This is a genomic window from Erwinia sp. 2186 (assembly GCF_057812255.1).
Genome location: NZ_CM173824.1, coordinates 309,782 through 333,196, shown reverse-complemented (window position 1 = coordinate 333,196; position 23,415 = coordinate 309,782). Strand labels below are relative to the sequence as shown.

General features: G+C 57.7%; 20 protein-coding genes. 11 read left to right on the top strand and 9 right to left on the bottom strand.

The window, feature by feature from the left end:
* Window positions 1-40 precede the first annotated feature (40 nt).
* Window positions 41-2,314, top strand: coding sequence for a zinc/cadmium/mercury/lead-transporting ATPase (locus ACXKZG_RS01490; RefSeq protein ID WP_488875602.1), 2,274 nt, complete (start codon window positions 41-43; stop codon window positions 2,312-2,314).
* Between the two features lie 35 nt (window positions 2,315-2,349).
* Here the strand turns inward: ACXKZG_RS01490 and tusA are convergent, their stop codons facing one another.
* Window positions 2,350-2,595: a sulfurtransferase TusA gene (gene tusA, locus ACXKZG_RS01485; RefSeq protein WP_013204261.1), complete on the bottom strand. Its 246-nt coding sequence runs from the start codon at window positions 2,593-2,595 to the stop codon at window positions 2,350-2,352.
* Window positions 2,596-2,798: 203 nt separating this feature from the next.
* On the opposite strand from tusA, the gene ACXKZG_RS01480 reads away from it, so the two are divergent.
* Together ACXKZG_RS01480 and ACXKZG_RS01475 are read left to right on the top strand one after the other, a co-directional pair.
* Window positions 2,799-3,464: a 7-cyano-7-deazaguanine/7-aminomethyl-7-deazaguanine transporter gene (locus ACXKZG_RS01480; RefSeq protein WP_488876303.1), complete on the top strand. Its 666-nt coding sequence runs from the start codon at window positions 2,799-2,801 to the stop codon at window positions 3,462-3,464.
* A gap of 98 nt (window positions 3,465-3,562) precedes the next feature.
* Entirely contained in the window at window positions 3,563-4,120 is a 558-nt protein-coding gene (locus ACXKZG_RS01475; protein WP_013204263.1) for a DcrB family lipoprotein, read from the top strand.
* Window positions 4,121-4,195: 75 nt separating this feature from the next.
* Here the strand turns inward: ACXKZG_RS01475 and iolE are convergent, their stop codons facing one another.
* The 4 genes from iolE to iolD form a co-directional block, all read right to left on the bottom strand.
* Window positions 4,196-5,092: a myo-inosose-2 dehydratase gene (gene iolE, locus ACXKZG_RS01470; protein WP_053141464.1), complete on the bottom strand. Its 897-nt coding sequence runs from the start codon at window positions 5,090-5,092 to the stop codon at window positions 4,196-4,198.
* A gap of 43 nt (window positions 5,093-5,135) precedes the next feature.
* Window positions 5,136-6,020, bottom strand: coding sequence for a sugar phosphate isomerase/epimerase family protein (locus ACXKZG_RS01465; RefSeq protein ID WP_013204265.1), 885 nt, complete (start codon window positions 6,018-6,020; stop codon window positions 5,136-5,138).
* Between the two features lie 16 nt (window positions 6,021-6,036).
* Window positions 6,037-7,050, bottom strand: a complete 1,014-nt coding sequence (gene iolG / locus ACXKZG_RS01460; protein ID WP_013204266.1) for a bifunctional inositol 2-dehydrogenase/D-chiro-inositol 1-dehydrogenase — start codon at window positions 7,048-7,050, stop codon at window positions 6,037-6,039.
* A 100-nt stretch (window positions 7,051-7,150) separates the two neighbouring features.
* Entirely contained in the window at window positions 7,151-9,091 is a 1,941-nt protein-coding gene (gene iolD / locus ACXKZG_RS01455) for a 3D-(3,5/4)-trihydroxycyclohexane-1,2-dione acylhydrolase (decyclizing) (RefSeq protein ID WP_488875601.1), read from the bottom strand.
* A gap of 489 nt (window positions 9,092-9,580) precedes the next feature.
* Here iolD and ACXKZG_RS01450 point away from each other — a divergent pair, with 489 nt between their 5' ends.
* Together ACXKZG_RS01450 and ACXKZG_RS01445 are read left to right on the top strand one after the other, a co-directional pair.
* Window positions 9,581-11,500 (top strand): bifunctional 5-dehydro-2-deoxygluconokinase/5-dehydro-2-deoxyphosphogluconate aldolase, encoded by a 1,920-nt coding sequence (locus ACXKZG_RS01450; protein ID WP_488875600.1) that lies wholly within the window; start codon window positions 9,581-9,583, stop codon window positions 11,498-11,500.
* A 316-nt stretch (window positions 11,501-11,816) separates the two neighbouring features.
* On the top strand, window positions 11,817-12,659 hold the full coding sequence (locus ACXKZG_RS01445) for a MurR/RpiR family transcriptional regulator (protein WP_013204269.1): 843 nt from the start codon (window positions 11,817-11,819) through the stop codon (window positions 12,657-12,659).
* Between the two features lie 45 nt (window positions 12,660-12,704).
* On the opposite strand, the gene iolB is transcribed toward ACXKZG_RS01445, so the two are convergent.
* Both iolB and ACXKZG_RS01435 read right to left on the bottom strand, forming a co-directional pair.
* Window positions 12,705-13,523: a 5-deoxy-glucuronate isomerase gene (gene iolB / locus ACXKZG_RS01440; RefSeq protein ID WP_013204270.1), complete on the bottom strand. Its 819-nt coding sequence runs from the start codon at window positions 13,521-13,523 to the stop codon at window positions 12,705-12,707.
* 63 nt (window positions 13,524-13,586) lie between these two features.
* Complete coding sequence (locus ACXKZG_RS01435; RefSeq protein WP_151036374.1) at window positions 13,587-15,092, bottom strand: CoA-acylating methylmalonate-semialdehyde dehydrogenase; 1,506 nt, start codon at window positions 15,090-15,092, stop codon at window positions 13,587-13,589.
* 78 nt (window positions 15,093-15,170) lie between these two features.
* Here ACXKZG_RS01435 and ACXKZG_RS01430 point away from each other — a divergent pair, with 78 nt between their 5' ends.
* Window positions 15,171-15,305, top strand: a complete 135-nt coding sequence (locus ACXKZG_RS01430; protein WP_488875599.1) for a hypothetical protein — start codon at window positions 15,171-15,173, stop codon at window positions 15,303-15,305.
* A 281-nt stretch (window positions 15,306-15,586) separates the two neighbouring features.
* Window positions 15,587-16,402: a TIM barrel protein gene (locus tag ACXKZG_RS01425; RefSeq protein ID WP_346600166.1), complete on the top strand. Its 816-nt coding sequence runs from the start codon at window positions 15,587-15,589 to the stop codon at window positions 16,400-16,402.
* Window positions 16,403-16,510: 108 nt separating this feature from the next.
* On the opposite strand, the gene ACXKZG_RS01420 is transcribed toward ACXKZG_RS01425, so the two are convergent.
* Window positions 16,511-17,731: an MFS transporter gene (locus ACXKZG_RS01420; RefSeq protein WP_013204274.1), complete on the bottom strand. Its 1,221-nt coding sequence runs from the start codon at window positions 17,729-17,731 to the stop codon at window positions 16,511-16,513.
* 259 nt (window positions 17,732-17,990) lie between these two features.
* Between ACXKZG_RS01420 and ACXKZG_RS01415 the strand changes: the two genes are divergently transcribed.
* The 4 genes from ACXKZG_RS01415 (at window position 17,991) to ACXKZG_RS01400 (ending at window position 22,498) form a co-directional block, all read left to right on the top strand.
* Window positions 17,991-18,695, top strand: a complete 705-nt coding sequence (locus ACXKZG_RS01415) for an ABC transporter ATP-binding protein (RefSeq protein WP_346568111.1) — start codon at window positions 17,991-17,993, stop codon at window positions 18,693-18,695.
* Window positions 18,692-19,666: an ABC transporter substrate-binding protein gene (locus ACXKZG_RS01410; RefSeq protein ID WP_488875598.1), complete on the top strand. Its 975-nt coding sequence runs from the start codon at window positions 18,692-18,694 to the stop codon at window positions 19,664-19,666. The genes ACXKZG_RS01415 and ACXKZG_RS01410 overlap by 4 nt, the downstream gene beginning before the upstream one ends.
* A 43-nt stretch (window positions 19,667-19,709) precedes the next feature.
* Window positions 19,710-21,362, top strand: a complete 1,653-nt coding sequence (locus ACXKZG_RS01405; protein ID WP_488876302.1) for an ABC transporter permease — start codon at window positions 19,710-19,712, stop codon at window positions 21,360-21,362.
* A gap of 62 nt (window positions 21,363-21,424) precedes the next feature.
* On the top strand, window positions 21,425-22,498 hold the full coding sequence (locus ACXKZG_RS01400; protein WP_013204278.1) for an AI-2E family transporter: 1,074 nt from the start codon (window positions 21,425-21,427) through the stop codon (window positions 22,496-22,498).
* Between the two features lie 48 nt (window positions 22,499-22,546).
* Here ACXKZG_RS01400 and ACXKZG_RS01395 read toward each other — a convergent pair whose 3' ends face one another.
* Window positions 22,547-23,236 (bottom strand): FadR/GntR family transcriptional regulator, encoded by a 690-nt coding sequence (locus tag ACXKZG_RS01395; RefSeq protein ID WP_134822941.1) that lies wholly within the window; start codon window positions 23,234-23,236, stop codon window positions 22,547-22,549.
* Window positions 23,237-23,415 lie beyond the last annotated feature (179 nt).

Below are 23,415 nucleotides of genomic sequence, written 5' to 3'. Positions count from 1 at the left end.
CGGCGGGAGCGTTTCCCGCCGTTGCCCATCAGGAGGCGCCATGCATCAGCACTCATCTTCTTGCCCTTGTGGCCAACGCCATGCTCACAGCCAGCAGGGTTGCAGCAGTAAACCTCGCCCAACCATCAAAAAAATCTCGATGATGACCTCAGTCACCGCTGAAACCAGCTGTTGCAGTGAAGCCGGCTGCGGTTCAGGCAGCGATGCCGATGAGGAAAGCGACAGGAGAGGTTCCGCAGAACGTTTCAGCTGGATAATCAGCGGAATGGATTGCCCCAGCTGCGCACGAAAAATTGAAACCGCCGTTAGCAAGCTGAGCGAAGTCGATACGGCTCGCGTGCTGTATGCCACCGAAAAACTGGTCGTGAAGGCCGATCGCGACGTCCGCCAGCAGGTTGAAGCGGCGGTGAAGCAGGCCGGTTTCACCCTGCAACGTAGCGATGCCGTCAAAACCGACGCCGCCACGCCGGGCTTCTGGCCGGAAAATCGCGCCATTATTCTGCTAGCCGTGATGATGCTGGCCAGTTGGCTGATCGACCTTGTCAGCCCTGAAGCCGGACAGATCGCTTTCACCCTGACCACCCTCGCCGGTGCCTGGCCCATTGCCCGCAGCGCGCTGCGTTTGATCCGCAGCGGCACCCCGTTTGCCATTGAAACCCTGATGACCGTCGCGGCCATCGGCGCATTATTTATTGGCGCCACCGCAGAAGCCGCGATGGTGCTGCTGCTGTTCCTGCTGGGTGAACGGCTGGAATCCTTTGCCGCCAGCCGCGCCCGCCGTGGCGTGACCGCCTTAATGGCCCTGAAACCGGAAGAAGCTGTCCGGGTGAGCGGCGAGAAGCGTGAAACGGTTGCCCTCAGTGAACTGCGCCCCGGCGACAGAATTGAAGTGGCCGCCGGCGCGAGATTGCCCGCCGATGCGCGTTTACTCTCGCCGTTTGCCAGCTTTGATGAAAGCGCATTAACCGGCGAATCGGTGCCGGTCGAGCGTCAGCAAGGCGAAGCGGTTGCCGCAGGCTGCCTGAGCGTGGACCGCCAGGTGCTGTTAGAAGTGGTATCCAAACCGGGTGAAAGTGCCATCGACCGCATTCTGCATCTGATTGAAGAAGCCGAATCCAACCGGGCACCGATTGAGCGCTTCCTTGACCGCTTCAGCCGCATCTACACGCCGGTGATTATGGCGATGGCGCTGCTGGTCGCGGTGATCCCGCCGCTGCTGTTCGCCGCCGACTGGCAGCCGTGGATCTACAAAGGCCTGACGCTGCTGCTGATTGGTTGCCCATGCGCATTAGTGATTTCAACGCCTGCCGCCATCACCTCCGGGCTGGCCGCGGCCTCCCGCCGGGGTGTGTTAATTAAAGGCGGTGCCGCGCTGGAGAGCCTGAACGCTATCCGCACCTTTGCCTTCGATAAAACCGGCACGCTGACCGAAGGAAAACCGCAGGTCACCGCGCTGATCCCACTGGCAGAGGAGAGTGAAGATTCCCTGCTGGCCAAAGCGGCAGCGGTGGAAGCCGGTTCGTCGCATCCCTTAGCCAAAGCCATCGTGGCGCTGGCTGGCCAGCGTGGCTTAACGCTGGCAGCGGCAACCTCGCAACGCGCGCTGGCCGGCAGCGGCGTTGAGGCTATCGTCAGTGGTCACTCACTGTTAATCAGCGCGCCCGCCAGGCTGGATCAAGGCACGCTCAGCCCTGAACAGCAGGAACGGGTGACCGCGCTGGAAGCCGAAGGAAACACCGTGGTGGTGCTGTTGCAGGAGCATCAGCCAACGGCGCTGATCGCCTTGCGTGACACGCTGCGTGCCGATGCCGCCGCCGCGTTGGCGGAGTTAAAAGCGCTGGATATTCAGGCGGTGATGCTGACCGGAGACAATCCGCGCGCCGCTGCGGCGATCGCCGGTGAGCTGGGCATTGACTACCGCGCAGGCTTGTTGCCTGCCGATAAGGTCACCGCGATTGGCGAACTGAATCAGCAGCAGCCGGTGGCGATGGTCGGTGATGGTATTAACGATGCGCCGGCAATGAAAGCCGCGACGACCGGGATTGCGATGGGCAGCGGCAGCGATGTCGCGCTGGAAACGGCGGATGCCGCACTGACGCACAACCGGCTTGGCGGACTGGCGACGATGATCCGTATCTCCAGGGCCACGCACGCCAATATCCGGCAAAACATCACCATTGCGTTGGGGCTAAAAGGGGTGTTTCTGGTGACCACGCTGCTGGGGATTACCGGTCTGTGGCTGGCGGTACTGGCAGACTCCGGCGCGACCGCGCTGGTCACCGCGAATGCGTTAAGGCTGCTGCGCAAACGCTGAGTGGCTCCGCGTAAAGCCGGGCCCGAGGCCGATGCTTAGAGCCCTTTCTTCAGCAGATACTTATAGGGTGTCTGCTCGGTCATCTGCGCCACCAGCTGGTGTTCCATAAAACGGCAGAAGCCGGGGATATCACGCGTGGTGGCCGGATCGTCGGCAATAATCAGCAGGGTTTCGCCCTCCTGCATATGACGCACGGTTTTACGCACCATCATCACAGGTTCCGGGCAGCGCAGGCCCATCGCATCAAGGGTTTGATCGGGATTGGCGAACAGATCGCTCATAGCAGTCTCATTAAAACGGAAGAAATACCTGCGCTCATTTTACCCTCACCTTTTGCATGTGCAAGTGGGTACCGCGACGATAACGTTTGCGCTAAAATTAACCGTTGCAATAGCACTCTGTTTCGGTAAGATGCCGCGCAATCGCTATTGCGACACAATTTTTCATTGGGTTCCCTCACCCCAATCTTCAAAAAGGTCATATGATGATTTCGTTCTCGAATAGTCAGCGCACGCATGCGTTGATTTGGCTGTCCCTTTTCCACGTGCTGGTGATCACCTCCAGTAACTATCTGGTGCAATTGCCGATCTCCATTTTCGGTTTTCACACCACCTGGGGCGCGTTCAGCTTCCCGTTTATCTTCCTGGCAACCGATCTCACCGTGCGCATTTTTGGCGCGCCGCTGGCTCGTCGCATCATCCTTGCGGTGATGGTCCCGGCACTGTTTATCTCCTACGCCGTCTCCGCGCTGTTCTATCAGGGTGAGTGGCAGGGCTTTGCCGCATTAGAAAACGTCAACCTGTTCGTTGCCCGCATCGCCTGCGCCAGCTTTATGGCCTACGCGTTGGGCCAGGTGCTGGATGTGCACGTCTTCAACCGCCTGCGCCAGCTGCAGCAGTGGTGGATTGCCCCGGCCTCCGCGATGTTCCTCGGCAATATCAGCGATACGCTGGCGTTCTTCTTTATCGCCTTCTACAAAAGTCCCGATCCGTTTATGGCGCAGAACTGGGTGGAGATCGCCCTGGTGGATTACAGCTTCAAGGTGCTTATCTGCATGATTTTCTTCCTGCCGGCTTACGGCCTGTTGCTGAATGCCATGCTGAAGCGTCTGGCGGAAAAATCGAACCGCGCTCAGGTTAACTTCGGCTAAGCTGCATTCTGTGACAGAGCGACAGTTGCTTTTGCCCGCTGATTACTATTTTATGAGGGGCTGTAAAGCAGCACACGACTAACGTAAAAGGGATCATGATGCGTAACTTACTGAAATATGCCGGTATCGGCTTACTGGTGGTTGGACTGACCGCCTGCGACGGCAAAGATGACAAAGCCTCTGCGGATGATAACGGCGTCAGCAGCAGCCAGAGCAGCCAGGCCGTCACCCTGATGGACGGCAAGCTGGGCTTCACCCTGCCAGCCGGGATGTCCGATCAGAGCGGCAAGCTCGGCACCCAGGCCAATAATATGCACGTCTATGCTGATGCGACCGGCCAGAAAGCGATTATCGTGATTGAAGGCGACGCGACTACCGATGGACTGGACGTGCTGGCTGGCCGCCTTGAGCAGCAGCAGCGCAACCGCGATCCTCAGCTGCAGGTCGTGACCAATAAAGCGATTGAAATCAGCGGTCAGCCTGCTCAGCAGCTGGATACGGTGATCTCCGCCAAGAACCAGTCTTCCTGGTCTTCCGTGGTGCTGGCGAAGGTGGATGGCAAACTGCTGACCATGCAGATTACGCTGCCAGCAGAAAACCAGCAGCAGTCTCAGACCGACTCTGAGAACATCATCAAAACGATTGCGCTGAAATAATCGCCGTTGTTTGAATGACAAAAAGCCCCTGCCAGCTTGCTGGTCAGGGGCTTTCTTATTTCACTGCCGCCTCCGTTACAGGCCGGCGGTCTCGCGGATATATTTTCTGGCTTTCACCGCATACTCAAACGGATTGGCTAACGCCGGATCCTGCTCGGCTTCCACCACCATCCAGCCTTTATAGCCCGACTCGTCCAGAATTTTAAACACCGGCGTAAAGTCGATCACGCCATCGCCAGGCACGGTAAAGGTGCCTTTCTTGACGCCATCAAGGAAGGAGAGCTTCTGGCTTCTCACCTCGGCGACTACCTCATCACGCACATCTTTCAGATGCACATGGTTGATGCGCGGCAGATACTTTTCGAGGATCGCCAGCATCTTCGCCTGACTGCCTTCCGAATAGTAGGCATGGCCAGTATCAAACAACAGGAACACGTCGTCATTGGTGATCGCCATAAAGCGGTCAATCTCTTCCGTGGTCTGGATAGCGGTGCCCATATGGTGATGCAGACAAACCTGCATGCCTTTCTCCGCCGCCAGTTTCGCCAGCTCGTTATAGCCGTCGGCGGTCAGCTGCCACTCTTCATCAGTGAAGTAAGGCTTCTCATCCAGCACCGACAGCGAGGTGCCCTGAATGCTCTTACTCTGCTCGGAACAGCCGATCACCTTCGCGCCCATCGCGTGCAGGAAATCGCGGTGGTTGATAAATTCGTCGATGGTTTTCGCTTTATCGCCGTTGGCAAAAAAGGTGCTGAACCAGGCGTTGCAGATCTGCACGCCGCGAATATCCAGCATTGGCTTCAATACCGCCGGATCGCGCGGGTATTTGCTGCCCACTTCACTGCCGGTAAATCCCGCCAGCGCCATTTCGCTGACGATTTGCTGGAAGGTATTTTCCGCACCCAGCTCCGGCATATCATCGTTGGTCCAGCCAATCGGGGCTATTGCCAGCTTAACGTTATCTTTGTTCATCGCACTCTCTCGCAAGGGGTACGGCAGCGCAGGCTGCCAGAAGTTATCTGCTCAGCAGCTCACGCTCGATCAGTTCGCGGGTTTCCACGGCCTGACGGTTCATTTTTTCCGGATAACCGAACAGCGAAGAGGCAATAATCGACTCACCGCCCACTTTGTAGGTTCGGTTGGCAAAATCCATTTCGCGCAGCGTCTGGAACAGGGTGTCGAAATCGACCTCCCCTTCACCGACACCCACATGCTGGTGAATGGTGGCATCCACGCCTGGCGGGTTAACGATGTAGCGACAATGCTTGGTGTGGTTCATGGTATCGGCAATCAGCACGTGGGACAGATCGCCACCGGCGTACTCCAGCATGCTCTTCACATCGCCCTTTCCTTTGTCATAGAAGAAGGTGTGCGGCACGCTGTACAGGTACTTCACGTTCTCACTGCGGAATGACTTCACCAGATCGGCGGTTTCGTTATTCTCTTCGCAGAAATCCCACGGATGTGACTGGATTTCGATGCGGATACCTTCACGTTCGACGATAGGCAAGATTTCTTCCATCGAGCGATAGAACATCTCTTCGCAGATTTCCGGCTCGTTCGGCGTCCCGGAAAGCTCGGTATTGATCACCTGCACGCCGGTTTCCACCGCGATCTCAATCATGCGCTTCCAGTTACGGACAGCCGCCTGACGGCGCGCTTCGTCCGGGCCGGACCAGCGGTAAACCACGATGTACGACGAAATCTCCAGCCCGGTTTCACGCAGCGCGTTTTTATACTCGGTGATGATCTCCCGGCTGGCCTTCGGATGCTTATAGAACGGGTTAATCTGAGGGTGCGGAGACTGCTCAATGTACTTGTAGCCCCAGTCCGCCACCTGATGAACCATTTTGGTAATGCCCATGTCTCTGATGACGTCTACGTCAAAGGCGATTTTCATTGCGATCTCCCTGAAGCTACTTGTTGTAGAAGGCTGGACGTGCTGGCAGCTCAACCGGCTCAATAGCGCCGCTTTCCTGCGCTTTCAAACAGGCATCGGCGGCAACGGAAGCGGCATAGCCGTCCCATGCTGACGGGCCCTGCAAGGTTCCGGCGGTGGCATCGTTGATAAAGGCCTGCAGCTCAACGTCGTAGGCATCAATAAAGCGGTCTTTCCAGTCGGTCAGAATGGTGTTCGACAGCTTGGCGTCTTTGCGCAGCTGAACAGAAGACGGCTCTGGCAATTTGGCAATGCCGGTTTCACCGACCACTTCACACTGGATGTCGTAGCCGTAAGCGCAGTTGACGTAAATCTCCACGTCAATGCGGGTGCCCTTATGGGTTTCAAACAGCACAATCTGCGGATCGCGCAGTTTTGCGTGGGTGTTTTTGGTCGAGCGCGGGAAGACCACCTGCACAGATTTGTAGTCGTCTTCGGTCAGCCAGCGCAGCACGTCCAGCTCGTGGATCAGCGTGTTGGTGATCGCCATATCGGTGGTGTAGCTTTCCGGTACGGTCGGGTTACGGTGCGCACAGTGCAGCATCAGCGGCTCGCCAATATCACCGTCGGTGATCACTTTCTTCAACGCGCGGTAGCCGGCATCGTAAGGACGCATAAAGCCAACCTGCACCAGACGTTTGCCGTGGGCGATTTCCGCATCCACGATACGGCGGCAACCTTCAGCACTCAGCGCCAGCGGCTTTTCGCAGAACACCGGTTTACCCGCAGCAACTGCCGCCAGGGTGAACTCTTCATGCGTTGGGTCCCAGGACGTCACAATGATCGCATCCACTTCCGAAGAGGCGATCACATCGTGGCCGTTGGCATACACTTCCGCGTCCAGACCTAAACGGCTGACAATGCCTTTCGCGCCGTCGATGTTGATATCCGAGACGGCAACCACTTTGGCGCCCTGCAGCACTTTGCTACAGCGACGAATATGTTCCTGACCAATAGCACCGGTGCCGATTACGCCAAGTTTCAGAGTCATAAAATATCCTTTATATGTAGGGGAGAGCGCGGGCATCAACCTGACCGTTATTTGCAGCCAGTGAAGATGTCCGCACTGAATTCAGAGTAAGCAAAATGAATCAGTATTCGCGTGCCTGGTCGATATGTTCGTTGAGCATTTTGGCGACCGCATCGACCCGTTCAGATTCGGAAACCTGCGCCCCGCCAACGCGCCACCAGCTGAAGTATTTGTGCACCATGGTTTTCGGCAGCACTTTGATATCAATCAGCGTGGAAACGGTCTGCTTGCGGGCGTCTTCCAGCGCGTGCTTCAGCTGGTCGAGGGTGGTGACGCGATAGGTTTTGCAGCCGTAGCCGCCGGCAATCGCCGCGAAGTCTACCGGCACAAAGCCGCCATTCAGCTTGCCGCCTTCCGCATTACGGAAGCGGAACTCGGTGGTGAAGCTGTCCATCCCGTGTTCCATCTGCAGGTTGTTGATGCAGCCGTTGGTCATGTTGTCGAACAGCAGGACGTTGATTTTGGCCCCTTCCTGAATGGAGGTCACCAGCTCGGAGTGCAGCATCATAAAGGAGCCATCACCGACCATGGTGTAGACCTCACGGTGCGGCTCGGCCAGCTTGACGCCCAGCGAGGCACTGACTTCATACCCCATGCACGAGTAGCCGTACTCCACGTGGTAGCTGTTGTAATCTTTGGTGCGCCAGACGCGCTGGAGATCGCCCGGCAGGCTACCCGCAGCGGCGACGATCACCGAATCCTTTGGGAGATGCTCATTCAGTGTCCCCAGCACGCTGCTTTGGGTGAGGAAGGAATCGGTCAGACGGTTGAACTCGGCATAGACCGCTTCACGATCCATATGGTCATCAATTTCCGGCACAAAGCCGTCGTTGCTGTAAACCGACTGATAAACACGCTGCGTTTCTTTCAGCAATTTGCTCTGCGCCTGGCCGATTTTCTCGCCCCAGCAGCTGGTGAAGCCCTGTGCAGCCAGACGCTCATCCAGTGCGGTCAGCGCTTCACGCGCATCGGCCACTACCTGCACGGCATCGAGCTTGTAGGCGTCAAAATTGCTGACGTTAATGTTGATGTAGCTGACGTCCGGATTGTGGAAAATCCATTTCGAGGCGGTAGTAAAGTCGGTGTAACGGGTACCGACGCCGATCACCAGATCCGCCTCTTTCGCCAGCAGGTTAGCCGCCAGACAGCCGGTTTCGCCCACGCCGCCGACGTTCAGCGGATGGTCAGAAACAATGGTGCCTTTACCGGCCTGGGTTTCCGCGAAGGGGATCTGATGGCGCTCGGCGAACTGGCGCAGCGCCTCACCGGCTTCGGAGTATTTCACCCCGCCACCGCAGACGATAATTGGCTTACGCTTACCGGCGATCATCTTCAGTGCGGCTGCCAGCTGGGCTTCGGTTGGCAGGCGGCGATCCAGCAGATGTACGCGCTTCTGGAAGAAATAATCCGGGTAGTCATAGGCTTCGCCCTGCACGTCCTGCGGCAGAGAAATCGTTACCGCGCCGGTTTCAGCCGGGTCGGTCAGCACGCGCATGGCATTGATACAGGCGGTCATCAGCTGCTCCGGGCGGCTGACGCGGTCCCAGTATTTGCTGACCGCGCGGAAGGCATCATTGGTGCTGATGCTGAGGTCATGACTCTGTTCAATCTGCTGCAGAACCGGGTCCGGCTGGCGGGTAGCAAACACATCGCCGGGCAACAGTAAGAGAGGAATTCGGTTAGCCGATGCGGTGCCCGCAGCGGTGATCATATTGGCCGCACCCGGTCCAACAGAAGAGGTACAGGCGATGATTTCACGGCGCAGTTTCTGTTTGGCGAAGCCGATGGCCGCGTGCGCCATACCCTGTTCGTTACGACCCTGCATAACCACCAGGTCGCCGCTGTCCTGCTCCAGTGCCTGACCGAGGCCCAGCACGTTGCCGTGACCGAAGATGGCAAAAATCCCTTTAACGAACTTGGTTTCAACGCCATCTACCGACAGATACTGGTTGTCCAGGAATCTGACCAGAGCCTGTGCTGTGGTTAATCTACTCTTACCCATGTGCTCTTCCTTAACGGTGAGGCTGAAAAAGTGAAACGTGAGGCGATTATAAACAAATATTTTTTTCACTAAACAGAATTACAGAAGAAACATTTCATTTTGCGAGAGAGATCAAATTATGCGATGAAACGACTCTGCGCGGGGTGATCGCGCGGTCAGATTTGGAACAATAAAGAGGATATCTGAGCAGTAAAGAAAATTTCGTTTCACTTCAAGGGCTTTGCCCGAACGGCTTTTGCAGTTTGCGAGCAGGCTCACACCGCCTGGATCGCCACCACCCGCCGCCGCTTTTGCCCCCCCGCAACGACGATCCCCAGAGTTTTATCCACCTCACACTTTTGGGGTATTAATTTCATTTTGTGTTGAAGTTGAAATTTTTATTCTCCATACTCATTTCCATATTGAATCCGGGCGTCCGGACGTTACGTTCAGGCGAGTCCGCTGGAAAAGCGCAGCTGAGTCGGCTTATCAGAGAAGGAAACAACAGGTATGAGTACACAACAGAAACGGCTTGATGTGATTTGTATCGGGCGCATTGCCGTTGACCTCTATGGCCAGCAAATTGGCGCCCGCCTTGAAGATATGAGTACGTTTTCGAAATATCTCGGCGGTTCGTCGGGTAACGTGGCGTACGGCACGGCGATCCAGGGGCTGAAGTCCGGCATGCTGGCCCGCGTGGGCGATGAACATATGGGCCGTTTTCTGCGCGAAGAGCTGCAGCGCGTGGGTGCCGATACCGAATGCCTGATCACCGACAAAACCCGGCTGACTGGCCTGGTGATCCTCGGCATTAAGGATCAGGACACCTTCCCGCTGGTGTTCTACCGCGATAACTGCGCCGATATGGGGCTGATCCCGGAAGATATCAGTGAAGAGTACATCACCTCTTCCCGTGCGGTGGCGGTCACCGGCACGCACCTTTCGCATCCTCAAACCCGTGCGGCGGTATTAAAGGCGCTGGAAATTGCCCGTCAGAACGGCTTACGCACCGCGCTGGATATTGATTACCGTCCGGTGCTGTGGGGACTGACCTCGCTCGGCGACGGTGAAACGCGCTTTGTGGAATCTGAGCACGTCACGCAACAGCTGCAGGAAGTGCTGCACTATTTCGATCTGGTGGTCGGAACGGAAGAAGAGTTTCATATTGCCGGCGGCAGCACCGATACCCTGACCGCGCTGAAAAACGTTCGTCAGGCGACGAAAGCCACGCTGGTCTGCAAACGTGGTCCGATGGGCTGCGTGGTGCTGGAAGGCGAGATCCCGGACAGCTGGGAACAAACCAAATTACAAAGCGGCGTGCGCGTGGAAGTATTGAACGTGCTGGGCGCAGGCGATGCCTTTATGTCTGGCCTGCTGCGCGGCTGGTTGAATGATGAAAGCTGGGAGCAGGCCTGTCGCTATGCCAATGCCTGCGGCGCCCTGGTGGTGTCACGCCATGGCTGCGCGCCAGCGATGCCAACCAAAGCTGAACTGGATGATTTCCTCAGCCGCGATAAGGACGTCAAGCGTCCTGACCTCGACAGCCGCCTGAATCACCTGCACCGCGTCACCACCCGCAAGCAACAGTGGCCAGAGCTGTGTGTCTTTGCCTTCGACCACCGTAAACAGCTGGTGGATATGGCTGATGAAGCGGGCGTCGACACGTCACGCCTGCCTGAACTGAAGCTGTTGCTGCTGCGTGCGGCAGAAGAAGCCGCCGGTGAAGCCGGGCTGGATGGCCGCAGCGGCATCCTCGCTGACACCACCTTCGGACAGCCGGCGCTGAACGCCATCACCGGTAAAGGCTGGTGGATTGGTCGCCCGATTGAGTTACCCAGCTCCCGTCCGCTGCGCCTTGAGCACGGCAACATCGGTTCCCAGCTGGTCGACTGGCCGCAGGAACACGTGGTGAAATGCCTGGTGTTCTACCATCCGCATGACAGCGCCGAACTGCGTAAAGAGCAGGATGAGCTGGTGATGGACGTGTGGAACGGCTGTAACAAAACCGGCCACGAACTGCTGCTGGAAGTGATCCTGCCGGAGGGCAATCCGGACAAGAAAGAGTCTTACTACCTCGATATCCTGACCCACTTCTACTCGATGGGGATTCAGCCGGACTGGTGGAAACTGCCGCCGCTGAAACTGGAAAGCTGGCAGGCAATCAGTGGCCTGATTGAGCGGGAAGACCCGAACTGTCGCGGCATTCTGATCCTCGGCCTCGATGCGCCGGAAGAGAAGCTGAAAGCCGGTTTCGCTGACGCCGCAAAAGCCCCGTGGGTGAAAGGGTTTGCCGTCGGCCGCACCATATTCGGCCAGCCTTCACGCCAGTGGCTGCAAGGCGAGCTGGATGATGAGGCGCTGATCGCACAGGTGAAAAGCAACTACCATCAGTTGATCAATTACTGGCGCGAAGTGCGGCCAGCGAAGTAATCCGTTAACCTGGGCAGGAACGCGACAGGATCGGCGGTTGGCTATGCCAGCGGCCGCTGAACAGTCACCGGTTCCTGCCCTTTTACCTTCCTGTTCTGCCCTTTCAACCTTCACATCCCGCCCTTTTCACTCCGCTTATTTCTCTTCGCGAACGAATTCCCCCTTCCTTCTGCTCTCTTTTCAGCCAGAATCTGTGATTCCATTCATATCCCGATGAAATAGATCCCCTGAAATCCGTTAGAAAGTGAAATTTTTTGTTCATCTGGTAGAATATCGGACAGAACAAACGACTTATTTTATTTAGCGAGCCGAAGTAATGACCAACAACCCAACGCAGCTTTCCCTGTTGCAGGACGACATCCGCCGTCGCTACGACACCCTGAGTAAGCGCCTGAAACAGGTGGCTCGTTATATTCTGGACAACAGCAACAGCATTGCCTTTGACACCGTGGCCTCGATTGCCCAACAGGCCGACGTACCGCCTTCTACCCTGATCCGCTTCTCGAATGCCTTTGGCTTTAGCGGCTTCAATGAAATGAAACAGGTTTTCCGTCAGCACCTGATGGAAGAGACGGTGAACTACACCGAGCGCGCGCGGCTGTTCCGCCAGACCTCGACCGATGAAACGGCTGCTCCACCCGAGAACCCGGCTGAAATCCTTAATGTGTTCACCATGGTGAATTCACAGGCGCTGCAACAGCTGGCGATGCAGACCAATCCCGAGCAGTTGGATAAAGCAGTTGAGATGCTGCATCAGGCAGAGAACATCTACGTGATTGGCCTGCGCCGTTCGTTCAGCGTGGCGTCCTATCTGACCTATGCGCTGCGCCATCTGGAACGCCGTGCCTTCCTGATTGACGGCCTGGGCGGGATGTTTACCGAGCAGCTCAGCATGGTGAATCCGAAGGATGTGGTGATTGCCATCAGCTATTCGCCGTATGCGCGTGAAGCGGTGGAACTGGTTGAGTTAGGGGCCAAACGTGGGGCGCATCTGATTGCGATCACCGACAGCCAGGTCAGCCCGCTGGCCGCCTTCAGCGACGTCTGTTTTGTGGTGCGTGAAGCGCAGGTTGATGGCTTCCGTTCGCAGGTGGCATCGCTATGCCTGGCCCAGACGCTGGCCGTTTCGCTGGCGCTGAACAACGCCGATAAGGCATAAAAAAACGGGTGGAAAATTCCACCCGTTTTTTTGTCGCATCCCGTTCTACTTTTCGACCGGATACGCATCGCTGTTCACCCAGGCGTGATCCTTCTCCCAGGTAAATTTCCACAGTCGAACCGGCCCGGCCATCACGTTCAGATAGTAATTGTCGTAACCGGCAATGGTGGCGACCGGGTGATACCCGCGCGGCACCGTGACCACATCGCGGTTATAGGCCGCCATGCACTCATCCAGCGAGCGATCGTCGGTATAGACGCGCTGCATAGCAAAGCCCTGCTCCGGGTTAAACCGATGGTAATAGGTCTCTTCCAGATAGGTTTCGTTTTCTGAGTTTTCCTGATCGTGCTTGTGGCTCGGATAGGAGCTGGTGTCACCTTCGTTGGTATACACTTCCACCACCAGCAGGCTGTCCGCAGGCTTATCATCAGGCAGAATATTGTGAACCAGACGCTTGTTACGCCCCTTGCCACGCTGCTCCACGCCGACATCCGCCGGCGAAATCAGTCTGGCCGGTAGTGCGCCCTTGCCCGGCGCATTACAGACCGCCAGCTCAAGGTCGGAATCCGCATAGACTTCCACTTTGTCGTTGTTCGGCACATACACCGAGTAAGGCGGCGTGCGTTCAAACGGCGACATCCGCTTACCGATGCCGGGGAATTCAGCGTGCAGCGTCTTCACCGACGCCAGTCCGGCAACCAGCACCAGGCACAGCTCTTTATCGCCACTCTCCAGCTGCAGGGTCTGCCCCTTTTTCAGCTGATAAGCATCAAAGCCAACGTAACGCCAGCCCACGCTCTCCGGCGTCACGTGCTGAATGCGCCCTTGCGCATCCGGTTTTTGTACTTTGGACAACAATGACATTCAGTTCTCCTTCACTCTCCTCTGGCGCCTTGCAGCCGCGCCAGAGGTTTTGGAATGTATGAATTATCCCAGCGTTGGCATGCTGAACTCTGAAACGGTTTTCTGACCGCTCGGCCAACGCACGGTCGCCGTTTTCATTCGGGTGTAGAAGCGCACGCCGTCTGGCCCATGCACGTTCAGCGCGCCAAACACCGAACGCTTCCAGCCACCAAAGCTGTGGAAGGCCATCGGTACCGGCACCGGCACGTTCACGCCGACCATACCGGCCTGCACTTCACGCACAAAGTCACGGCCGGTGTGGCCATTGCTGGTGAAGATGGCGCTACCGTTACCAAACTCGTGGCTGTTAACCAGCTTCAACGCGCTGGCGTAATCCGGCGCACGCATGATGCTCAGCACCGGTCCGAAGATCTCTTCACGCCAGATCACCATATCGGAAGTCACGTTGTCGAACAGCGTACCGCCCACGTAGTAACCTTCGTTGTAGCCTTCCACCTGGAAGTTGCGGCCGTCGACCACCAGCTTCGCGCCTTCCTGCTCACCTTTATCGATGTAGCCCAGCACTTTCTTCTGGTGCGCAGCGGAAACCACCGGCCCCATCTCATTCTCTTCACTGCCTTTGTGAATGCCCGGGCCCACGCGCAGGGCTTTCACCAGCGGCGTCAGCGCAGCAATCAGTTTGTCTGCGGTGTCATCACCTACCGCCACCACAACCGGCAGCGCCATGCAGCGTTCGCCCGCTGAACCAAAAGCACCGCCCATGATGGCATTTACGGTTGCTTCCAGGTCGGCATCCGGCATCACGATGGCGTGGTTTTTAGCCGCACCAAACGCCTGCACACGCTTGCCATGGGCACTGGCGGTTTTATAGATATGTTCTGCCACGCCGGAAGAACCGACGAAGCTCACCGCCTGCACGCGCGGATCTTTATACAGCTGCTCAGCATCTTCATTCGAGCAGTGGACCACGTTAAAGACGCCATCCGGCAGGCCGGCTTCGGTCAGCAGTTCTGCCATACGCACCGATGCAGAAGGATCCAGCGCCGGTGGCTTGAGGACGAAGGTATTGCCGCAGGCCAGCGCGATGGGGAACATCCACAGTGGCACCATCGCCGGGAAGTTGAACGGGGTAATCCCGGCCACCACGCCCAGCGGCTGCATCAGCGAGTAGCTGTCCACGCCGGTTGCCACGTCGGCAGAGTTCTCGCCCTTAATCAGATGCGGGATACCGCAGGCAAATTCGACCACTTCCAGACCGCGCGTCAGTTCACCCAGCGCATCTGACCAGACTTTACCGTGTTCGCTGACGATCAGCTCAGCCAGCTCTTCGCGGTGTTGTTCCATCAGGGCTTTAAAGTTAAACATCACGCGCGCACGGCGCAGAGGCGAGGTGCGTGACCAGTCTTCAAAGGCGTTATGCGCCACTTCAATGGCGTGAGTCACCTCATCGGCGGTGCTTTGCGTCAGTTCGCGCACCGGTTTGCCGGTAGCCGGATCGTAAATTGGGATGGTTTCATTGCTGGCGCTCTGAGACGTTTTTCCGCCAATAAAATTGCCTACGATAGTCATGTTCTGGCCTCTTTGATGTGAGTATTCCCTGCGGGCTGCCGCGTTTAGCCGCTGGCAACCTGACCGGACAAATCCCGAATGCGTGCATGGACAGTATTATATTGGAATAAATTTTTCAAATATTTCACTTTAGAAAATTCATTTTTAGCGGCCTGGATCGCATTTTTACCCGCTGAGCGGTTGCCAGAGCCGATTGCTACCGCCCGTCAGTGAAATCCAGCGGAAACTTAACAATGGCGCGGCTCATGGGCATGTCAGCGTCAGACAATTAATTGCTATTTACGCCTGCGACAGGGCTCACATTTCCTCCCTTTCGTTGCGGCTTTACGTCGAAAAAAACGAAATTTTGCGAGAGCGATCCAAAAATTTAAATTTCATAATTCACCAAACATGAAATAAATGTTCTTTTATAGGCCATAACCTGAGGCCATCCTCCTTCTGCACAAAAAAGGGCCTCTTCTGATCCTCTCTACCTTGCTTGCAGGAGCAGTACCATGGCGATTGACCCTACCCGTTTCTGTATTAACCGTAAGATTGCCCCCGGCCTCAGCATCGAACAGTTTTTCCAACTGGTGAATAAGCTTGGGCTGCATAAAGTCGAACTGCGTAACGATATGCGTGGCGGGAGCGTCACCGACAATCTGAGCCATGCCGAAGTGAAAGCGCTGGCGCAGCGTTACGATCTGGAAATTGTCACCATCAATGCGGTCTACCCGTTCAACCAGGCTGACGATGCGTTGATGGCGAAAGCGGAAGGCTTACTGAAAGATGCTCAGGGCGTTGGCGCAAAAGCGCTGGTGCTGTGCCCGCTGAACGACGGTACGCCGGTTTCCGAGCAGCAGACGCTTGAGGCGCTGCAAAAACTCGGTCCGCTGTTTGCTCAGTATGGCATTGAAGGGCTGGTTGAGCCGCTGGGCTTCCCGGTGAGTTCGCTGCGCTCGGCGCAAAAGGCGCAGGCGTTGATCCGGGATGCCAACGTGCCGTTCCGCTTGGTGCTGGATACCTTCCACCATTTCCTTTATGAGAAGGCAGAAGAAGAGTTTGCCAGCGGGGTGGATATCAACGCGATTGGCCTGGTGCATCTGTCTGGGGTGGAAGATGGCCGCCCGACCAGCGAACTGACCGATGAAGAGCGCATTATGCTGACCGAAGGGGATGTGCTGAAAACTGCCGCTCAGGTGCAGCGTCTTGAGCAGTTGGGCTACCGGGGAATTTATGCTTTCGAGCCGTTCTCCTCGGTGATGGACAGCTGGAAAGCGGCGGATATTGAGCGTGAAATCCGTCGTAGTATCGCAATCTTGCAGGATTAATTCCGGGGGTAAACGCCCCCACCCTTATCTGTGTCACTTTGGCGGCAGCTGTCGAACTGCCGCTATTTTTTTGCTGTTACCCGCGTGCCCGCTGGCGTCCAGCCGGGCTCAGGACATCTCGACCAGCGCCTCTTTTTGCCCCTTCAGCATCCGCTTCAGTCTGACCGTCAGCAGCATGGCCACGCAAACCAGCAACGCGCTGATCAGGTAGATCACCGGCACGCCGAGATAGCTCATGGCAAACCCGGCCAGCGGCCCGGTAATGCCCAACGACAGATCCATAAAGGTGGTATAGGCGGCCAGCGCGCTGCCCTGATTTTGGGGCGGAACGGCTTTCACCGCCACCACGCCAACGGCCGGGAACACCAGCGAGAAACCGGCACCGGTGAAGAATGCGCCCAGCTTTGCCATCCACGGGTCGACCGATCCCCACACCAGAAACAGCCCCACGGCTTCCACCGCAAAGCAAACCAGCGCGACGGCCAGCCCGCCATGGCGGTTAATGGCATTAGGAAACAGCAGACGCGTACCGACAAATGCCCCGCTGAACAGGGTCAGCGCCCAGGCAGCGCCATCCCATCCCTTATCCTGATAAAACAGGGTGATAAAGGTGGCGATGACCCCAAACCCGGCGGAGCCCATCGCCAGGATCACGCCATATCCCCAGATTTTGCCCAGCACGGCGCGGAACGGCAGCGGCTTGCCTTTGCTGCTGGTGACGTTCGGTCTGGGAAGCGCAAACAGAATGGCGATCAGTGCGATTGCGATAATGATCCCCGCCAGCAGCAGCAGGCCGCCCCACTGATAAATGCCCACGCCGAGCGGTGCGCCAATCGCCATGGCACCGTAGGTGAAAATCCCGTTCCACGAAATAACCCGACCAATATGCAACGAACCCACCACGCCCACGCCCCACAGCGTGGAGCCGGTGCCGGCGAAGCTTTGCCCGACGCCTAAGATCACCCGCCCCAGGCAGAGCATCACCAGGCTTAACACCGGCAGCGCGCTTTCCACCGCCGCCAGCGCATAGCAGATGCCACTCAGCAGCGCGCCGCACAGGCCAAACACCACCACCTTTTTTGGCCCCCACAGATCGGCATAGCGGCCGGCATGGGGACGACTGAGCAGGGTGGCGAAGTATTGCAGGCTGACCACCAGGCCCGCCCAGAAAGCGCTGTAGCCCATCACGTCATGGACGTAGCCCGGCAGGACCGCCAGCGGCAAGCCAATGGTCAGGTAGCTGGCAAAATTGAAAATCACCACGGAAATGATGCGCAGATTCAAGCGTAAACCGCTTTGAGCAGGCTCCAGCGCGGGTTGATCAGGCATGGGGATCGGGACTCTGTTAACAACAACACGAGGGTTCACTATACCTTGATTTCCCCCCTGCCTGTCATCCCCCGTTTACATGATGGTCACAATTGCCGCCATAAATCCGTCACATAGCGCTCCTATACTGCCGCCTTAATGAAGTCCCAAAGAGGATAAAAAATATGTCAGCTCCCCTGATTTTCCCCCAGGAGAGCGCGAACCGTCGGTCACCGCTGACGGTCTGTGGGCTATGCCTGTTCATTACCGAGGCCGCCTTATGACGCGCACTCCGATCCGCATTGCGCTAAAGGGCATTCAATATGCCTTTGGCGATCAGCGCGTCCTGCAACAGCTCGACCTGACGGTTGAAGCCGGCACCACCGTGGCGCTGCTGGGCCCGTCCGGCTGTGGCAAAAGCACGCTGCTGAAACTGCTGGCCGGTCTCTTGCAACCGCAGCAGGGCGAAATCCACTTTGGTGACCGGCTGATTGCCAGCCCGCGAAGTGCGCTTCCCCCGGAACAGCGTGATATCGGCATGGTGTTTCAGGACTACGCGCTGTGGCCGCATATGACGGTGGCGCAGAACGTCGGCTTCCCGTTGTTGATGCGCAAGGTAGCGACCGCCGAACGGCTGAAGAAAACCATGATTGCCCTTGAGCGCGTTGGCCTGGCCAACTTCGCCCTGCGCCGGCCTGCCGATCTGTCAGGCGGCCAGCAACAACGCGTGGCGCTGGCGCGCGCCATCATTGCCGAGCCCGGCATCCTGTTGTTTGATGAGCCGCTGTCTAACCTCGACCGCGATCTGCGTGAATCCTTATGCCGTGAAATGAGCAGCCTGCTAAGCCAGCTCGGCACCACCGCAGTGTATGTCACCCACGATCGTAACGAGGCCGAACTGCTCGCCAGCCGCATTGTTCACCTGTCACACGGTTCGGTGACGTCCATCCAGGCCGTCACGCCATTCTCTGGGGAATTAGCATGAAATCCATTTTGACTAAAAAAACAGGAGCCATCGTCGCGATGATCTTCACCTCCGCCATGATGATAAATGACGCCAGTGCGCTGACGGTGTATACCGCCGGACCGGGTTCGCTGGCCAAAAAACTGGCCGCCGGTTACGAGAAGCAAACCGGCGTGAAAGTGAATATTTTCCAGGCCACCACCGGCAAGGTGATGGCCCGTCTGGAAGCCGAACAGGCCAATCCGCTGGCCGACGTGCTGATTTCCGCCTCCTGGGATACGGCAGAAGATTTGCAGCATCGCGGCTGGCTGCTGCCGTATCAGAGCGCCAACGCGGCTAAGGTGCCGGATGCGCTGAAGAGCGATGCCTATGTGGCACAGGGTATTTCCGCACTGGGCATCGTCTGGAACACCAAAAGCGGCACCCCGGAGCCGAAAGAGTGGGCCGACCTCACCACGCCTGCGTTTAAGGACAAGGTGACCACCCCCGATCCGTCGATGTCTGGCGCCTCGCTGGACCTGTTAATCGGCCTGCAAAACGGCATGGGTGACGGTGCCTGGCAGCTGTTCGATAAGCTGAAAGCCAACGGCATGGTGATCAGCGGCCCGAATGCGCAGGCGCTGACGCCGGTGTTACAGGGTGCGAAAGCCGCCGTCTTCGGCGCGGTGGATTATGTCTCGTACGGCAGCATTCAGGATGGCGAAGCGATCAAAGTGATCTTCCCGGAAAGCGGCACCGTGGTGGCCCCGCGCCCGATGATGATCCTTAAGTCGACGCAGCACGCCGCCGACGCCAAAGCCTTTATCGATTATGTGCTGTCACCGGAAGGCCAGGGGTTAGTGGCTGCAGCATGGTTGATGCCGGCGCGATCGGATATTGGCGCGAAACGCCCGCTGCTCAGCGATCTGAAAATCCTGCCTGCGCAGAGCGAGGTAAAGAGTGACCGCGCGGCGGTTCTTCAGCGCTTTGGTAAATTATTTGCAGCACCATAACGCGACGCGACGCCCTGGAATTCTGCCTGTGAAACTGCGCCTGATGCCCCTGCTGACCGTGGCACTTTTGATGGTATTGGTGGCGCTGCCGCTGCTGTTTATTCTGCTGCAGGCGCTGTTCCCGGCGCTAAGCGAAGGATCGCTGGCCGGGGCGTTTTCGACTATCCCGGCGCTGCTAAGGGATCCAGAACTGCCGACGCTGCTGGTGGGCACGCTGAAAACCGGCGTTGGCGTGGCGCTGTTCAGCGCGCTGCTGGGGATCCCGTTGGGCACCCTGCGCGGCCTGTTTCATCTGCCGCTGGCCCGCGTTTGGGATGTGCTGATGCTGATCCCGTTCCTGACCCCGCCCTATATCGCCGCGCTCAGCTGGATGCTGGCGCTGCAACAAAATGGCTACCTGATGCAGCTGGGCGGGCCGAACCTCAACACTCTGCTGTTCAGCCAGACCGGCATCATGCTGATCATGACGCTGAACATTTTCCCGGTGGTGTACTTTGCCGTGTCGCGCAGCATGCTGGCGAGCGGTCAGCGGCTGGCCACGGTGGCCCGGGTGCATGGCGCTTCCGCCTGGCGGGCGTTCTGGCACGTTTCACTGCCAATGGCGCTGCCCGCGCTGGCGGCGGGTGTGCTGCTGGCCTTCACCCTGGCGATTGAGGAGTTCGGCGTACCGGCGGCACTTGGCCCGCGTGCGGGTGTGGTGATGCTGACCGTCGGCATTGAACAGCGGCTGGCGGACTGGCCGATCGACCTGCCCGGTGCCTCGTTGCTTTCCGTGATGCTGGTGCTGATTGCCCTTGCGGCCTTTGCGCTGCAAAAGCAGCTGACCGGCAATAAAGAAGTGACCAGCATTACCGGCAAACCGGCGCAGAGCAGCCCGGTTCTGCTGGGTGTGTGGAAAATCCCGGTGATGGCGCTGTTTACCCTGGTTTCAGTGGTGGTGGTGGCGATGCCGCTCTGCTCGCTTTACCTCACCGCGCTGATGTCGACGCTGTCCGGCGGGCTGCACCTGGCTAACCTCACCGATCGCCATTTTGTCGCGCTGTTCGCGCAGCAAAGCGAAGCGTTATCGGCCCTTTCCACCAGCGTGGCCCTGGCGCTGGGTGCCGCTGCCATTACCGGCGTGCTGGGTTTTCTGGCGGCCTGGCTGGTGGTGGAAGGCAAAATGCGTGGCGCGAAAATAATCGATGCCCTGTCGTTGCTGCCTGCCGCCATCCCAGGCGTGGTGGTCGGCGTGGGGTTAATCCTGCTGTGGAACCGATCGTTCTGGCCGGTTTCGCCTTACAACAGCTGGACGATCTTACTGCTGTCGTACTGCTGCATTCTGCTGCCGTGGCCGGTGCGCTATGTCGGCAGCGCGCTGAAACAGATTGGCGGCAATCTGGAACCCGCCGCCCGCGTGCACGGGGCCAGCTCGCTGCAGGCGCTACGCCATATTATTCTGCCGCTGGTGTTTCCCAGCCTGCTGGCGGCGATGCTGATGGTATTTGCTATCGCCTCCCGCGAGCTGGTGACCTCGCTGCTGCTGGCACCCGCCGGTACGCAAACGGTGGCGGTGTTTATCTGGCGGCAGTTTGAACAGGGCTCGGTCGGTCAGGGAATGGCGATGGCCAGTATTGCGATGACGGTGAGTTTGCTGCTGATGCTGGCGGCGCTGGCGCTGCTGCAAAAACAGGGAAAAGCCTCCGATCTTTCCTAAAAGCATCCTGGCACTGTTCAGAGGCGTTAAACTTACGCATCTGAGGTTGAACTGGAGAGGGAATGAGCGAACTGCAGCAGGAAAAGATCGGGCAGAATATGCTGTTGAAAATGGCCACGCTGATTGTGATTTTGGCGGGTATCAAAGCGGCATCAGAGATTCTGGTGCCGTTTTTAATGGCGCTGTTTCTGGCCATTGTGTTGAACCCGCTGGTCACCTATTTGATGCGCAAAGGCGTCAGGCGGGGCCTGGCCATCAGCCTGGTGATGCTGGGCGTGCTGATTGTTATTGGCCTGCTGGTGGCGATGGTGGCCGGATCGGTCAATGAATTCAGCGACATCTACCCGCAAATCCGCGCGCAGATGGAGCATAAGCTGGGGATCGTGCAGCACTTTGCCGCCACCTTCCATATCAACCTCTCCACCGAACGTATGGCCGAGCGGCTGGATCCGAATTCGTTGATGAACGTCGCCACCACGGTACTGAGCCAGTTCTCTGGGGCGATGACCAATGTGGTGCTGCTGCTGATGACCGTGGTGTTTATGCTGTTTGAGGTGCATCACCTGCCCTACAAGCTTCGTTTCGCGCTGGTGAACCCGAAAATCCGCATTGCCGGTTTGCATAAGGCGCTGAAAGGCGTCACCCATTATCTGGCGCTGAAAACGCTGATCAGTCTGATTACCGGGGCCGCCGTCTGGCTGTCGCTGTTTCTGCTGGGGGTGAAGTTTTCACTGCTGTGGGGCGTCGTCGCCTTTGTGCTGAACTTTATTCCCAATATCGGCCCAATCATTGCCGGCATTCCGCCGCTAATCCAGGCACTGCTGCTGAATACGGTGTTTGATGCCGCGATGGTCGCGGTGCTGTTCACCGTGATTCATATGGTATTTGGCAATATGCTGGAGCCGCGCGTGATGGGCAAAGGGCTGGGACTCTCCAGCCTGGTGGTGTTTCTGTCGTTGATTTTCTGGGGCTGGCTGCTGGGGCCGGTGGGTATGCTGCTTTCCGTGCCGCTGACCAGCGTGTGTAAAATCCTGATGGAAACCACGCCGGGCGGCAACAAGCTGGCGATCCTGCTGGGGAATGGCAGACCGAAAGAGAAAAAGGCGCTGACCCGAAGAAAGTCGGCGAGCGAATAAGCGGCGTTCCGGCCTCAACGGTGGCGGCTGAACCCGCCACCCACCTGATTACTGTCCGCTAAAAAGCCGATCGTAGACGTGCTGGATATGCCGCTCCATGCACGCTCTGGCTCGCTCAGGATCGCGTTCAACGATCGCCTGGCTGATATTGGCGTGATCCTGATTCATCTCGCGCGGGAAGTCGCTTTCAGCGTAGTGACTCTCCAGCCGCAGAAAACGGCTGCTTTTGCGCTTATTCCACAGGTATTCCATCATCTCGGCCAACACTTCGTTGCCGGTCATCGCGGCGATCAGCAGATGAAAGCGCTTGTCTTCATGCAGGAACTTCTCGTCATTGACGTGCAGCTGGATCAGGTCCTGAGTCACTTCCTTCAGCTCGGCGCGCTGGTCATCCGTGCCATTGCGCGCCGCCAGCTCGGCGGTCATGCCTTCGTACAGCAACCGGGCGTTAATCAGCGCTTTCAGGCTGAATTCATCCTCCACCAGCGGCGCATCGGTTTTTGGCAGCAGGCTGCTGACAAATACGCCATTGCCGGTCCGGATTTCCACCCAGCCGGTAATTTCCAGCGCAATTAACGCTTCGCGGATCGATGAGCGGCTGACGCCCAGCTGCTTTGCCAGCTCACGCTCTGGCGGCAGCATCGCACCCGGCGCAAATTGCCCTTTGCGGATGCAGCCAATCAGCAGCGAGGAAATCTGCCGGTAAAGTCGTTCAGGTTTTAAGGTAGGTAATTCCATTATCCGCGCTCCTGCCGGGCCATCTGGCAGGCAGCTTAGCATAAGCCATCGGGCTTTTTGACCGTGGCCGACGGCCAAACCTGCGATCCGGATCACGGCACTCCACCGCCGTTGCGTTTTATCCTTGGTCCAGCGGCCTGACCACTGGGCCGGAACCGGTTTTTTCCTGCGTATTTAAG

Coding starts and splice junctions, on each gene's coding strand:
- tusA (WP_013204261.1), bottom strand. CDS start 2,595: ATGAGCGATCTGTTCGCCAATCCCGATCAAACCCTTGATGCGATGGGC.
- ACXKZG_RS01450 (WP_488875600.1), top strand. CDS start 9,581: ATGAGTACACAACAGAAACGGCTTGATGTGATTTGTATCGGGCGCATT.
- ACXKZG_RS01465 (WP_013204265.1), bottom strand. CDS start 6,020: ATGAAAATCGCCTTTGACGTAGACGTCATCAGAGACATGGGCATTACC.
- ACXKZG_RS01475 (WP_013204263.1), top strand. CDS start 3,563: ATGCGTAACTTACTGAAATATGCCGGTATCGGCTTACTGGTGGTTGGA.
- iolD (WP_488875601.1), bottom strand. CDS start 9,091: ATGGGTAAGAGTAGATTAACCACAGCACAGGCTCTGGTCAGATTCCTG.
- ACXKZG_RS01405 (WP_488876302.1), top strand. CDS start 19,710: ATGCCCCTGCTGACCGTGGCACTTTTGATGGTATTGGTGGCGCTGCCG.
- ACXKZG_RS01430 (WP_488875599.1), top strand. CDS start 15,171: ATGCGTGCATGGACAGTATTATATTGGAATAAATTTTTCAAATATTTC.
- iolE (WP_053141464.1), bottom strand. CDS start 5,092: ATGAACAAAGATAACGTTAAGCTGGCAATAGCCCCGATTGGCTGGACC.
- iolB (WP_013204270.1), bottom strand. CDS start 13,523: ATGTCATTGTTGTCCAAAGTACAAAAACCGGATGCGCAAGGGCGCATT.
- ACXKZG_RS01445 (WP_013204269.1), top strand. CDS start 11,817: ATGACCAACAACCCAACGCAGCTTTCCCTGTTGCAGGACGACATCCGC.
- ACXKZG_RS01480 (WP_488876303.1), top strand. CDS start 2,799: ATGATTTCGTTCTCGAATAGTCAGCGCACGCATGCGTTGATTTGGCTG.
- ACXKZG_RS01415 (WP_346568111.1), top strand. CDS start 17,991: ATGACGCGCACTCCGATCCGCATTGCGCTAAAGGGCATTCAATATGCC.
- ACXKZG_RS01425 (WP_346600166.1), top strand. CDS start 15,587: ATGGCGATTGACCCTACCCGTTTCTGTATTAACCGTAAGATTGCCCCC.
- ACXKZG_RS01410 (WP_488875598.1), top strand. CDS start 18,692: ATGAAATCCATTTTGACTAAAAAAACAGGAGCCATCGTCGCGATGATC.
- ACXKZG_RS01420 (WP_013204274.1), bottom strand. CDS start 17,731: ATGCCTGATCAACCCGCGCTGGAGCCTGCTCAAAGCGGTTTACGCTTG.
- ACXKZG_RS01490 (WP_488875602.1), top strand. CDS start 41: ATGCATCAGCACTCATCTTCTTGCCCTTGTGGCCAACGCCATGCTCAC.
- ACXKZG_RS01435 (WP_151036374.1), bottom strand. CDS start 15,092: ATGACTATCGTAGGCAATTTTATTGGCGGAAAAACGTCTCAGAGCGCC.
- iolG (WP_013204266.1), bottom strand. CDS start 7,050: ATGACTCTGAAACTTGGCGTAATCGGCACCGGTGCTATTGGTCAGGAA.
- ACXKZG_RS01400 (WP_013204278.1), top strand. CDS start 21,425: ATGAGCGAACTGCAGCAGGAAAAGATCGGGCAGAATATGCTGTTGAAA.
- ACXKZG_RS01395 (WP_134822941.1), bottom strand. CDS start 23,236: ATGGAATTACCTACCTTAAAACCTGAACGACTTTACCGGCAGATTTCC.